The sequence below is a fragment of the Mesorhizobium sp. B2-8-1 genome (assembly GCF_006440955.1).
In the GTDB taxonomy this organism is placed as follows: domain Bacteria; phylum Pseudomonadota; class Alphaproteobacteria; order Rhizobiales; family Rhizobiaceae; genus Mesorhizobium.
Genome location: NZ_VFTX01000010.1, coordinates 163261 through 175412, shown reverse-complemented (window position 1 = coordinate 175412; position 12152 = coordinate 163261). Strand labels below are relative to the sequence as shown.

The following is a 12152-nucleotide window of genomic DNA, read 5'->3' as shown; positions in this document are numbered from 1 at the left end:
CAGCAGGAATCCCCGCTGACGAGAGGCGCGTTGCCGGCGACGCTGCAAACTCCCCTCGTGGGGGAGATGGCCGGCAGGCCAGAGGGGGGGGCACGAAGGATCGTTGCCTGCTCCGGCCAGGTTGCCTCGCATTCACGAAAAGCTGGGCGAGGGTGGCTCGAGGAATCGTCGAACGGCAAGGGAGATCCTCCCCCGCAGCCCGGAAGGCCTAACTCGATTTGTCGGCGGACGCTGCCCCCGCTGAGCTGCCCGGCATCTTCCACAAAGTGGGAAGATTGGCTGCTGCCACGCCGGCTTCCGCCAATCGCCTAACCAACCTTGCAGGCGCAGGCCACGGAGAAACTCAGCAGCCTGCCCCAAACAAAAACGCCGCGGTCAAACCGCGACGTTTCTCAATTTGTTCTTGGCCGAGTTCAGCTCGACGGCTGCGGTTCCATGCCGCCCTCGGGCTCGGGACCCTTTTTGCGGCGGCCCGACTTCGGCACGGCCGAACCACGGCTCGGCGGCGTGTCGTCGCCGAGATCGCGCGCGGGCTTCTCGCCGGCGATCAGCTGCTTGATCTCGTCGCCCGACAGCGTCTCGTATTCGAGCAGGCCCTGCGCCAGCGCGATCCATTCCTTCTTCTTCTTAGTCAGCACCGACCTCGCGGTCGAATAGGCCTCGTCGATCAGGCGCCGCACCTCGGCGTCGATGATCTGCGCGGTTTCTTCCGAGATGTTCTGCGTGCGCGCCACCGAATGGCCGAGGAACACTTCCTCCTGGTTGTCGCCATAAGCGACATGGCCGAGCTTGTCGGAAAAGCCCCAGCGCGTGACCATGGCGCGCGCCAGCTTGGTCGCCTGCTCGATATCGGAGGAAGCGCCCGACGTGATGTTCTCCTTGCCGAACTTGAACTCCTCGGCGACGCGGCCGCCCATCATGATGGCAAGCCGTGAGATCATGTACTTGTAGCTCATCGAATAGCGGTCGCCTTCCGGCAACTGCATGACCATGCCGAGCGCGCGGCCGCGCGGAATGATTGTCGCCTTGTGCAGCGGATCGGCCGACGGCACGTTGAGCGCCAGTATGGCGTGACCGGCCTCGTGATAGGCGGTCAACTCCTTCTCGGCCTGGGTCATGGCCGAGGAGCGGCGCTCGGCGCCCATCATGATCTTGTCCTTGGCGTCCTCGAACTCGGCCATGGTCACGAGGCGCTTGTTACGCCGCGCCGCCATCAGGGCGGCCTCGTTGACGAGGTTCATCAGATCGGCGCCGGAGAAGCCCGGCGTGCCGCGGGAGACGACCTTGAGGTCGACATTGGGCGCCAGCGGCACGTTGCGCACATGCACTTTCAGGATCTTCTCGCGTCCGACGATGTCGGGGTTCGGCACCACCACCTGGCGGTCGAAACGGCCGGGCCTCAGCAGCGCCGGGTCGAGCACGTCGGGCCGGTTGGTGGCGGCGATCAGGATGATGCTTTCGTTGGACTCGAAGCCGTCCATCTCGACCAGCAGCTGATTCAGCGTCTGCTCGCGCTCATCATTACCGCCGCCGAGACCCGCGCCGCGGTGACGGCCGACCGCGTCGATTTCGTCGATGAAGATGATGCAGGGCGCGTTCTTCTTGGCCTGGTCGAACATGTCGCGCACGCGGCTGGCGCCGACGCCGACGAACATCTCGACGAAGTCCGAACCCGAAATGGTGAAGAACGGCACGTTGGCCTCGCCGGCGACCGAGCGGGCGAGCAGCGTCTTGCCGGTTCCCGGAGGGCCGACCAAGAGCACGCCGCGCGGGATCTTGCCGCCGAGCCGCTGGAATTTCTGCGGATCGCGCAGGAACTCGACGATCTCCTCCAGGTCTTCCTTGGCCTCGTCGACGCCGGCGACGTCCTGGAAGGTGACGCGGCCATGCGCCTCGGTCAGAAGCTTGGCCTTCGACTTGCCAAAGCCCATGGCACGACCGGAGCCGGACTGCATCTGGCGCATGAAGAATATCCATACGCCGAGGATCAGGATCATCGGCAGCCACGAGATCAGGTACCCGAACAGCGAGTTTGAACCGTCGGTCTCCGGCCGCGCATTGATGGTGACGTTCTTGTCCTGCAGCCGCGAGACCAGCGACGGATCGCCGGGCGAATAGGTCTGGAAGCCGCTCGAATTGTCGGTGTAGGTGCCGGAGATGCGGGCGCCGGCGATGGTCACCGTCTTGACCCGGCCCGCCGCGACATCCTGCAGGAACTGCGAATAAGGTACATCGCTCGAAGCCCCACGCGTCTGCGGCGTCTGGAACAGATTGAAGAGGGCGATGAGCAGGACCGCTATGATCGCCCAGAGCGCGAGGTTGCGATAGTTCGGATTCATCAATTGTCCCGTTGGTGTCCGCGGGCAGACACGCGTCGTGAGAGGAAACTTGAGCCTAACATAGGGAGAGCGCCCCCCCTTGCCAAGCAGAACAGCACGTGTGGGTTAAGCTTTCGCCCATGACCGACCGGCGCTATGGCCGCTTGAAAGGCAGGGCGGGAGGCAACGGTGCGCCGATCAATTCGGCGACGGCCCGCGCCGGCGCCAGGTCGAAGGACGGCAGGAAGCGGGCAAAGGGGGCGACGACGGCCTGTGCCGTGAACCCCGGCGACGCCTGCCCACCCTGAGGCAGGCCAGGATTTTCAACGGCTTGCCGCGATGCCGGCTCGCAGGCCAGCGCGGCGCGCACGAGGCTGCGCGGCGTCTCGCCTTCCGCGATTGCCAGACGCTTCGCCGCCGCTGCCCCGAACGGCGCGATCAACAATGCACTGCCGCCGTCGTCCAACGTGATGTTCCGGCGGCCGTCCCAGAGCAGCCCGCCGGTGGCCGCGACCACAGGCGGCAAGCCTCGCGTCTCGCGGCGCAGAAAGATGCCGGCGCGACTGGAATCGACCACCGTCCGCGACAATGTGGCGCAAAGAAATCCAGCCTTCAGCCTACCGAACAGCGCCTCGCATCGCGCCTGGTCCGGCAGAAACGCAACGCCCCCGCTTGTGGCGAGGAGGATGCGCAGCGCATAGACGGCCGCCGGATCGTCGCCGGCCGAAAGCAGGGTCGGATCGAGGCGGACAAGACCCGGCGCCGGCTGGCTGGCGAAGCGCGCGATTAAATCCGCGGCGCGGATGCCAAGCCGGCTGCGCGCCTCGCTCTCGCGCGCCGCCAGCGTCAATGCGTCATCGATGCGCTGCGCACCGTCAGCGCCGGCCAGTGCCGCGCGCATGCGCGGTCGCTCGAAGGCCGCGTCGGCATTGGTCGGATCCTCGGCCCAGCCGACATGCTCGCGCCGCAGGAAGTTGCGCAAAGCCGCGCGCCGAATGCCAAGGAGCGGCCGCACGATCCATTCGTGCCAGTCGTGCAAGGTGATCGGCGCCATGCCGGCAAGGCCGCGGGCGCCCTTGCCTCGGACTAGCCGCATCAGCACCGTCTCGGCCTGGTCGTCCGCCGTATGACCGGTCACGATCAGACCGAGGCCTTCCTCCCGCGCCGCCTCGGCCAGCAGCCGGTAGCGAGCCTCCCGCGCGGCGGCCGGCAGCCCGGTCGACGGCTTGCGTCCGGACCAGGCGACGATGCGGTGCGCGATGGCGTGCGCGGCGCAAAGCCTGGCCACCGCTTCCGCTTCGGCCGCCGCGCCCTGCCGCAAACCGTGGTCGATCGTCACCGCCAGCAGCTTCGCGGACGGCGCGGTTCGGTCGAGATGTCGTTTGAGAAGGAGAAGTAGGGCGGTCGAGTCGCTGCCGCCGGATACGGCCGCAACGGCGCCGCTGGTAAAGTCGATGTGCGAAAAAAGGTCTTTCGAAAGATCAGGCTCGGTGTCGAGCATCAATGCATGTCGCCCGAACACGGCTCCGAGGGCAAGGCAACGGCAGGCAGGAGAAGGGCTAGCACGCCGCCAGGGCCTTTTCCTGCTTCACGCGCTCCTTGAGCGTGTTGGAAATGTCGGGGTAGCGCTTGCCGACCTCGCTGAAGGTGGCGCAGGCCACGTCGTGCTGCTTCAGGCCGACCAGCGACACGCCGAGCTTCAGCAGCATGTCGGGGGCCTTCTTGGCCTTGGGATAGTCCTTGCTGGCGGCGAGGAAGACCTCCGCGGCATCGCGGTATTTCTGCTGGCCAAGCAGCGATTCGCCCAGCCAATAGTGCGCATCCGCCGTTTTCGCGTCACGCGGAAAACGCGCGATGTGGTCGCGAAAACCCTGTTCGGCGGTGCCGTAGTCGCCCGAAAGAATGAACTGGTAGGAGTTGCGGTAGAGCTCCTCGGGATCGTTCGTGGAAGGCAGCGCCGCAACCACCGTGCCGTCTGACTTGCCGCTCTTGGCCGGAGCGCCGGTGGCTGGAGCGACATCCTGCGCCGGTGCGGTCGCCTGCGTGTTGCCGCCGGCATCGACCACATTGCCGTTCTTGTCGACGGTGATGCTGCCGAAGGTCTTTTCGGGCGCTCCCGTTCCGGGGATAACCTTGCCCGGATCACCGTCAGAGGATTCGACGATGACGTCCTCGACGCTCTGGCCGCCGCCAGCCGACTGGCCGGCCGCTGCCCGATTGTCGGCCTTCGCGGGCGGTTGCGTGGCCGGCGCCTCGGCCACGCTGTCATCGCTGTCGGCGGGCGCGGCCTGTGACTTCTTCTGCCCGGCCGGCTGCTGCGCACCCTGCGTACCGCCTTCGAGCTGCTGGAAGCGGAACTCGTTGTCTTCCTGCTGTTTGCGGATCTGCTCCTGCATTTGCAGGATCTGGAAGTTCAGTTCCTCGATCTTGCCGTTCATCTGGCGCAGTTGGTCCTCGAGCCCGGTGGCGCCTGTGCCAGTCGACTGCTGCGCGAACTGAACCTGGTCCGACTTCTTCTTTTCGCCGAAAACGCCAGGCAACTCGATGCTGGGCAGATGGAACGAGAAGCCGCTGTCGGCTGGCTGTCCCGTGCCATCAGTCCCTAAGCCACCCGCCATCGCGGTGACGCCTGAAAGGAGCAGCAGCGCAAGCGTGCCGCTCAGAACTGATCTCAAATGCATATGCCTCTCGCCGTGTCGTTAGCTTGTTCGCGCCTTCCAATCGGTATGGGACCAGCCAAGCGCCCTCGGCTCATAGCAGGACGCGAGACTTCGGCCAAATTTTGTTTGAAGGGACCAAACATGAAAAAGGCGGCCTTTCAGCCGCCTTTCGCAAACCTGTGTTGCATTTTTGCCGTCGTGTTTTTCGCGCGTCGCTCGACGCGCGAAAAATGTCAGGAACCGGCGCCGCTGAGCGTGGTGACCGCGCGGCGGTTCTGCGACCAGCAGGAGATGTCGTCGCAAACCGCGACCGGCCGTTCCTTGCCGTAGGAAATGGTCTTCAGGCGGTTGGCGGAGACGCCCTTGGAGACCAGGAAGTCGCGCGTGGCGGCGGCGCGGCGGGCACCGAGCGCCAAATTGTATTCGCGCGTGCCGCGTTCGTCGGCATGGCCTTCAACGACGATCGCATACTGCTTGTACTGGTTCAGCCACTGCGCCTGGCGCGACAGCGTCGTCTGGGCGTCGGCGCGGATCGAGGAGGAGTCCGTGTCGAAGAAGATGCGGTCGCCGATATTGACGGTGAAGTCCTGCGCCGATCCGGGCGTTGCGGCACCGGCGCCGTTGAGGCCGAGATCGGCGGCGCTGTTGGGCGTCTTCTTCGAAGCGCAACCGGCAATGGCGAGCATCGCCACCAGCGCGATCATGACGGGATTTCTGGTAAGTGCTGCGATACGGCTCATGCCGCCTCTCCTTCGCATTCGAGTGATTTCGTTGATCACCCAGTAACCACGTTTGGGTTAACCGGCATTCAAGAAACACGGTTAAAATTTGGTTTAGGCCGCCCGTCCGCAGCCCTTTGATCCGGGCCACAGTTGGCGCGGACCCTAGGCGGAAATGCGGCCAAAACGCGACAAAGAGGTGGAAATGGAGAATTGAGGAATTGAAGAAATGAGGAAAAGGGTCATTTCAACTTCTTCCTGAGATTCACCAGCATTCCATAGATATGGACATAGGATTGCAGCCATTCATCGCGCTGCGCGTGGGTGATGTAGCCAAGGTCGAACGCATACGAAATCCACGTCTCTACTTCGCTGCATGATCCCATGGCCATCGAAATGAAACGCGCAAATTCGGGCCTGGAATGGGTCTGTTTGGCAAATCCTTCAGCCAGATTGGCACAGATCGCCTTGCTGGATCGCCGCATTTGGTCAGCCAACGCGTATTGTTCCATTTTCGGAAAAACAAGCGTGGCCTTGTGGACGTCGAGGGAAACCCCATAAGCGTGCCTATAGACATCCAAATCCTTCGCGCGCTTGATGTAACCCGCTTCTCTCTCCATCCCTCAATTCTTCATTTCTTCATTTCTCCAATTCCTCACTCCAGCAGCGGCGACCAGGCCGGATCGGAGGCAAAGTTCGCGGTCGGGATCGACTGCTCGTTGCGGCCGGTGAGATCGACAGAAACCAGTTTCGGGCCGCCGGCGGAATCGCGGAAGAACATCAGCACGCGGCCGTTCGGCGCCCAGGTTGGTCCTTCCTGCTGGAAGCCGGATGACAGGATGCGCTCGCCCGAACCGTCGGTCTTCATAACGCCGATCTGGAATTCGCCGCCGGTCTGCTTGGTGAAGGCGATGAGATCGCCGCGCGGCGACCACACCGGCGTCGAATAGACCCCGTCGCCGAAGGAGATGCGGGTCTGGCCCGAACCGTCGGCGCCCATCACATAGATCTGCGCGCGTCCGCCGCGGTCGGAGGTGAACACCACCTTGCTGCCGTCGGGCGAATAGGAAGGCGAAGTGTCGATGGCGGTCGAGTTGGTGAGCCGGGTCGTCGAGCGGCTCCTGAGGTCCATGGCGAAGATGTTGGAATTGCCGTCGTCGCGCAGCAGGCTCATGATCACCTTCTGGCCATCCGGCGAAAAGCGCGGCGCAAACGTCATGCCCGGAAAATTGCCGACCAGTTCGCGCTGGCCGGTCTCGATCTGCAGGAGATACACCCGCGGCTGGCCGCTCTCATAGGACATGTAGGTGATTTCCTGCCGGTTCGGCGAGAAGCGCGGCGTCAAGACGATCGCCCTGCCGTCCGAGAGATAGCGCACATTGGCGCCGTCCTGGTCAATGATGGCGAGGCGCTTCTTGCGCGCATTCTTGGCGCCGGACTCGTCGATGAAAACGACGCGCGTGTCGAAATAGCCCTTCTCGCCGGTCAGCCGCTCGTAGATGGCGTCGGCGATGATGTGAGCGACGCGTCGTTGATTGGCGTCGTTGGCGAAGAATTGTTCGCCCGACATCTGCTGTCCAGCGAACGTGTCCCACAGCCGATACTGCGCGCGGATGCGCCCGTCGGCCTCCTTGCTGACGCTGCCGGTGACCAGAGCCTGGGCATTGATCACCTTCCAGTCGTCGAAGCGAGGCGCTGCGTCAGGATTGGCGATCTTCTCGATGAAGGCGCTTTTGTCGATCGGTGCGAACAGGCCCGAGCGCTTCAGGTCGGCGGTGACGATGCCGGAAATCTGCGCGCCAAGCCCATCGCCCGACTGGAAATCGGTGATGGCGATCGGCAGCGGCTCGACATTGCCCTTGTTGACGTTGATCTCGACGAGCGCCCACGCAGGCATGACGGCGCCGGCCATCGAGCCCAGCGCCATTGTCGCGACCATCAGGAGCGGCTTGAGGATGAATTTCATGTCTTCTCGCTTCTCTTCACTGATTCTGCAGGGCAGGCCTCAAAGGCCAAGCATTTCCCTCGGATCGAAAGTGACACGGACCTGGGCCCAGATGTCCTGTTTGCCCGCCGGAACCTGAAGGCCGGCCATGTTGCATTTCTGAACCGCACGCACGGCGCTTTCATCGAATTGGCGATTCCCGCTCGATTTCTCGACGGTGGGCCGGCCATCCAGCTTGCCCGAGGGGTCGAGGTTGAACATGACCACGGCGACGAAATTCTCCGAGCCCTCCAGCCCCGCCGGCAATGTCCAGCAACCGCCAAGCTGATCCGACAGGGCGCCCAGTTCTGATCTCGACAGCTTCTGGCCCTGGTCCTTCTCGCCGCCGAGCGAAGCCTGCTGTGTCGAACGCTTGGCGCCGCCGCCGGAGGGCTTCTGCTTGTCCAGCAGGGCCGAGATCTCGTCGGAATTGAACTGCTTGTCCTCCGATTTCGGCTTGGATGAAGCCTCCTTGACCGGTTTGTCGGCGTCCTTGCGCTCCGGCGCCTTGGCGCTTTCGGCCTGTGCCGGCTGCGGCTTCGGCCGCGCCTGAGGCGCGGGCGCGGAGTCCGGCAGTTGGGCATCGTCAGGCTGGTCCTTGGCGATCGCCTGGGCGACCGCGTCCGGCTTCACCTCGGGCGTCGGCTCGATGGCCGCGGTCTTGTCCTGTGGCGGTGCGGGCGTCGGCTCCTTGGCCGGCGCCGGCTTCGGCTCGGTCTGCTTGACCGGCTCGGGCTTGACCTCTTCCTTGGGCTGCGGCGCGGGAGCCACTTCCGTGGCCGGCGTCGGCTTGGGCTTTTCCTGCGGCTTCGGCACGTCCTCGGTCTTCGGCTTTTCGATCGGCGTTGGCGCCGGCGGCGGAGCCGACGTCATGTCGACCGGCTTCGGCTTGGCCTCGGGCGTTATCGGCTTGTCGGTATCGACGCTGTTCTCGCCGACCTTCTGCGCGTCCGGCACCACATCGGGACGCTGCGTGGGCAAGGGCGCCGGCTTTTCATGCACCACCGATTTCTTGTCGCCCTGCAGCACCTGGGCAGTGGCTTCGATCGGCACGATGTCGACAGCGACCGACTCGACGTCGGCCGACGGAAGCGCGGCCGGTGCCGACAGCGTGAACAGGCCGAAGCCAATCAGCGCCGCATGCATGATCACCGATGTGGTGAGGCCGGTCCTCATAGTGGGTCTATTGATCCTGTTCCTGCAGTGAAACCAGGCCGATATTCTTGTAGCCGGCGGCCGAAATGCGGGCCATCACCTTCATCGCCGTGCCATAGTCGGTGGACTTGTCGCCGCGGATGAAGATGCGCTCGTCATAGCCGGTCTTCGAGATCGCCTGCAGCTTCGCCACCAGTTCCTCGATCGGGATTTCGGTCTCCTGGAGATAGATCTGGCCGGCGGCATTGATCGAAACGGTGATCGGCTGCGTGTCGGCATTCATCGCCTTGGCCTGCGTATCCGGCAGATCGATCGGCACGCCGACCGTCAAAAGCGGCGCCGCGACCATGAAGATGATCAACAGCACCAGCATCACGTCGACCATCGGCGTGACGTTGATTTCGGCGATGAGGCCATGATGGCGGCCGCGCCGCCTATGGCCGCGTCCGCCGCGTCCAGCCATGCCTACGGACATTCCCATCGGCTTACTCCTCAGGCCTTCGGCGCTACTTTTTCATCGATTTGGCGCGAGAGTATGGCGGAGAACTCGTCGGAGAACCCTTCCATGCGCACCGCGATCTTGCTCGCATCCGATGACAGCTTGTTGTAGGCGATGACGGCCGGAATGGCGGCGAGCAGGCCGATGGCGGTCGCCAGCAGCGCCTCGGCGATGCCGGGCGCGACCACCGACAGGCTGGTGTTCTTGGAGCCAGCGATCGCCTGGAACGACGTCATGATGCCAATGACGGTGCCGAACAGGCCGATGAACGGGGCCGCCGAGCCCGTGGTTGCGAGGAAGCCGAGGCGGCCTTCGAGCTTCTCCATCTCGCGGGTCAGCGCCAGGTCCATCGCCTTATCGATGCGGGTTTGCAAGCCGAGCGGCGTCTTGGCGCCTTTTTCGAAACTCTTCTTCCACTCGCGCATGGCAGCAACGAAGATGGCGCCCATGCCCGATGTCTTGCGGTCGGCCAACGTGCGGTAAAGCTCCTCCAGCGACTGCCCCGACCAGAACACCTGCTCGAACCGGTTCAGCGCCAGCCGCATGCGGGCATAGGATACGAGCTTGTCGACGATAATCGCCCAGGTCCAGACCGAGGCGCAGAGCAGCCCGATCATGACCAGCTTGACCACCCAGCTGGCCTGCATGAACAGCGCCCAAATCGACAATTGCGCGCCCGGTTCGGCGAGTGCGATATTTTCCATCGTAACGTCCTTAAGATTTCCGAGCGAAGCTGGCGGCTGGCCCCTGGCATCCCTTGTGGTCGGTTCGCGCGAAGCTACCGGAACAACCCCAAAACGTGCCTTTCGCGGCCTTTTCGGGGCAAATGTTGGTGAAAGGAAGGCGCTGGATAGCGCCAATCTTCACCAATCTCTTCATGAACCGTTATGGTTAAGGATGGGTTAGTCCACCAGACGCGGCGCATTGCCGCGCTTCAAGCCGGCGCCGGCGATACCAACGACGTCGGCCTTTTAGCCCGCCTTGGGTATGAACGCTGCTATCCACTCCCTGGGGAAGCGGCGTGGCCGGCCATTCTCGCCTATGATCGCCGCCTCCACCCTGGCCTCGACCAGCACCTCGTCGCCGCGCTTGAGCTGCTGGGCCATGAAGATGCGCGCGCCGGAGATTTCCTCGGTCCGGGTGTCGATCGTCAGGATGTCGTCCATGCGGGCCGGGATGCGGAAGTCGATCTCCATGCGACGCACCACCCAGACTATTCTTTCGCCATGCTTGCCATCGGCAAGTTCGGTGTGGTGGACGCCGCTCAGCCTCAGATAGTCGGAGCGGCCGCGCTCGAGGAATTCGAGATAGCGGGCGTGGTAGACGACGCCGGAGAAATCGGTGTCGGCATAGTAGACCCGCGCCATCAGCCGATGGCCGAACGCCGTCAGCGCACCGGAAATCCCCGCCAGCAAGGTCGCGGATTCACCATGATCGTCCATTGCGCTTCCTTTTTCAGTCGCGGCAAGGCACCTGTGCCGCGCGTGACATGGCATCGGATGGCACTGTTGACGGCGATGATCAAGACCTTGGTGACGGCGCTGTTCGTGGTGATGGCTCTGTTCGTCGTGATGGCTCTGGCCGGGCCGAGCCAGGCCGCGACCTTCTCCATGAAGCGCGGGCTCAATCTCGACCAGTGGGTGACCTGGCCGGGCGAAGACCAATGGGGCAACGCCAAGGCCATCCTGCCCTACCCGGAATGGCGCAAATTTCTCAAGGACGACGATCTCGAGGCTTTGAAGCATGCAGGCTTCGATTTCCTGCGCATGCCGGTCGATCCTTCGCCCTTCCTTTCCGAAAATACGATGGCCTTGCGCGAGGATCTCTATGCCAGCGTGCTGGACTCTGTCCGCATGATCAACCGCGCCGGCCTGAAGGTTGTCGTCGACATGCATCTGATCCCCGCCGGCAGTGGGCGCAAGATCGGCATGGCCGAGGTGATGAACAACCCGGTGACATTCGATGCCTATGTCGAGGTGGTGCGCAAGATGGCGCACACGCTCGCCGGGGAAGATCCGGGGCAAGTGGCCTTCGAACCGATGAACGAACCGATCGTCGACTGCGACGCCGACGGCACCAGCCTGTGGCCGCAACGCCAGCAGAGGTTGTTCGCCGCGGCGCGTTCTTCGGCGACGAGATTGACGCTTGTGCTGACCGGGGCCTGCTATTCCGCGGCGTCGTCGCTGGAAAAAATCGATCCGATGGCGATCCCGGACGACAACGTCATCTGGACCTTCCATTCCTACGATCCGTTCCTGCTTACCCATCAGGGCGCGACCTGGGCCGGCGATTTCATTCCCTATGTGACCGGCCTGCCCTACCCGCTGACCGCGGTGCCGCCGGCTGAGCTCGACGTCACGCTCGACGCCATCCGCGCCAGGATCAAGACCGAGGCACCTTGGGCGCGGCAGGGCGGGCTGCTTGCCTATCTCGACGAGCAGGTAGCCAGCATGGACACCGACGCCAAGCTGCTTGGTCTCATGGACGCCCCATTCAAGGCCGTCGATGCCTGGGCGAAGGCCAACCGCATCAGGCCGGAAAACGTCACGCTGGGCGAGTTCGGCATGATCCGCCAGGAATACGGCAATCCCTATGTGATGCCGGCCGGCTATCGTGCCGCCTATGTCCGGGACATGATCGCGCGCGCCGAGGCGCATGGCTTCTCCTGGTCGGTCTGGAGTTACGGCGGCGCTTTCGGCATCGTCGATGCTTTCAACGGCGAAAAGGCCGAGCACGATGTGCTGGACGTGATCCGGTCGCTTCACTGAGCGCCGTTGCTCCACACCGCCGGGATCGATCAGCAAGATCTCCGGTCGC

General features: G+C 63.8%; 11 protein-coding genes. 1 reads left to right on the top strand and 10 read right to left on the bottom strand.

Features of this window, described 5'->3' with window-relative positions; all coding sequences use genetic code 11:
* Positions 1 to 413: 413 nt before the first annotated feature.
* The 10 genes from ftsH to ybgC all read right to left on the bottom strand — a co-directional run bounded on the left by ftsH (position 414) and on the right by ybgC (position 10777).
* Complete coding sequence (ftsH, locus tag FJ428_RS23845; RefSeq protein WP_140493260.1) at positions 414 to 2339, bottom strand: ATP-dependent zinc metalloprotease FtsH; 1926 nt, start codon at positions 2337 to 2339, stop codon at positions 414 to 416.
* Between the two features lie 133 nt (positions 2340 to 2472).
* Positions 2473 to 3819: a tRNA lysidine(34) synthetase TilS gene (gene tilS / locus FJ428_RS23840; RefSeq protein WP_140493257.1), complete on the bottom strand. Its 1347-nt coding sequence runs from the start codon at positions 3817 to 3819 to the stop codon at positions 2473 to 2475.
* Between the two features lie 58 nt (positions 3820 to 3877).
* Entirely contained in the window at positions 3878 to 4999 is a 1122-nt protein-coding gene (gene ybgF / locus FJ428_RS23835; protein WP_140493254.1) for a tol-pal system protein YbgF, read from the bottom strand.
* Between the two features lie 212 nt (positions 5000 to 5211).
* A complete protein-coding gene (gene pal / locus FJ428_RS23830) occupies positions 5212 to 5718 on the bottom strand; it encodes a peptidoglycan-associated lipoprotein Pal (protein WP_140493251.1) in 507 nt (168 codons plus the stop codon).
* 221 nt (positions 5719 to 5939) lie between these two features.
* Positions 5940 to 6317 carry a four helix bundle protein gene (locus tag FJ428_RS23825; protein WP_140554922.1) on the bottom strand — a complete coding sequence of 126 codons (378 nt, stop codon included), beginning with the start codon at positions 6315 to 6317 and terminating at the stop codon, positions 5940 to 5942.
* A 35-nt stretch (positions 6318 to 6352) separates the two neighbouring features.
* Entirely contained in the window at positions 6353 to 7663 is a 1311-nt protein-coding gene (gene tolB / locus FJ428_RS23820) for a Tol-Pal system beta propeller repeat protein TolB (RefSeq protein ID WP_140880363.1), read from the bottom strand.
* Between the two features lie 39 nt (positions 7664 to 7702).
* Positions 7703 to 8857: an energy transducer TonB gene (locus FJ428_RS23815; RefSeq protein WP_140493242.1), complete on the bottom strand. Its 1155-nt coding sequence runs from the start codon at positions 8855 to 8857 to the stop codon at positions 7703 to 7705.
* Between the two features lie 7 nt (positions 8858 to 8864).
* Positions 8865 to 9317: a protein TolR gene (gene tolR, locus FJ428_RS23810; RefSeq protein WP_140493239.1), complete on the bottom strand. Its 453-nt coding sequence runs from the start codon at positions 9315 to 9317 to the stop codon at positions 8865 to 8867.
* Between the two features lie 11 nt (positions 9318 to 9328).
* Entirely contained in the window at positions 9329 to 10039 is a 711-nt protein-coding gene (gene tolQ, locus FJ428_RS23805; protein ID WP_140493236.1) for a protein TolQ, read from the bottom strand.
* 267 nt (positions 10040 to 10306) lie between these two features.
* Positions 10307 to 10777 (bottom strand): tol-pal system-associated acyl-CoA thioesterase, encoded by a 471-nt coding sequence (gene ybgC / locus FJ428_RS23800; protein WP_140493226.1) that lies wholly within the window; start codon positions 10775 to 10777, stop codon positions 10307 to 10309.
* 57 nt (positions 10778 to 10834) lie between these two features.
* Here ybgC and FJ428_RS23795 point away from each other — a divergent pair, with 57 nt between their 5' ends.
* Positions 10835 to 12103 (top strand): cellulase family glycosylhydrolase, encoded by a 1269-nt coding sequence (locus tag FJ428_RS23795; RefSeq protein WP_140662865.1) that lies wholly within the window; start codon positions 10835 to 10837, stop codon positions 12101 to 12103.
* The last annotated feature ends 49 nt before the right edge of the window (positions 12104 to 12152 follow it).

Bases quoted from the DNA above. Each gene is read 5' to 3' on its own strand.
- ftsH (WP_140493260.1), bottom strand. From the start codon at position 2,339: ATGAATCCGAACTATCGCAACCTCGCGCTCTGGGCGATCATAGCGGTC.
- tilS (WP_140493257.1), bottom strand. From the start codon at position 3,819: ATGCTCGACACCGAGCCTGATCTTTCGAAAGACCTTTTTTCGCACATC.
- ybgF (WP_140493254.1), bottom strand. From the start codon at position 4,999: ATGCATTTGAGATCAGTTCTGAGCGGCACGCTTGCGCTGCTGCTCCTT.
- pal (WP_140493251.1), bottom strand. From the start codon at position 5,718: ATGAGCCGTATCGCAGCACTTACCAGAAATCCCGTCATGATCGCGCTG.
- FJ428_RS23825 (WP_140554922.1), bottom strand. From the start codon at position 6,317: ATGGAGAGAGAAGCGGGTTACATCAAGCGCGCGAAGGATTTGGATGTC.
- tolB (WP_140880363.1), bottom strand. From the start codon at position 7,663: ATGAAATTCATCCTCAAGCCGCTCCTGATGGTCGCGACAATGGCGCTG.
- FJ428_RS23815 (WP_140493242.1), bottom strand. From the start codon at position 8,857: ATGAGGACCGGCCTCACCACATCGGTGATCATGCATGCGGCGCTGATT.
- tolR (WP_140493239.1), bottom strand. From the start codon at position 9,317: ATGGGAATGTCCGTAGGCATGGCTGGACGCGGCGGACGCGGCCATAGG.
- tolQ (WP_140493236.1), bottom strand. From the start codon at position 10,039: ATGGAAAATATCGCACTCGCCGAACCGGGCGCGCAATTGTCGATTTGG.
- ybgC (WP_140493226.1), bottom strand. From the start codon at position 10,777: ATGGACGATCATGGTGAATCCGCGACCTTGCTGGCGGGGATTTCCGGT.
- FJ428_RS23795 (WP_140662865.1), top strand. From the start codon at position 10,835: ATGGCACTGTTGACGGCGATGATCAAGACCTTGGTGACGGCGCTGTTC.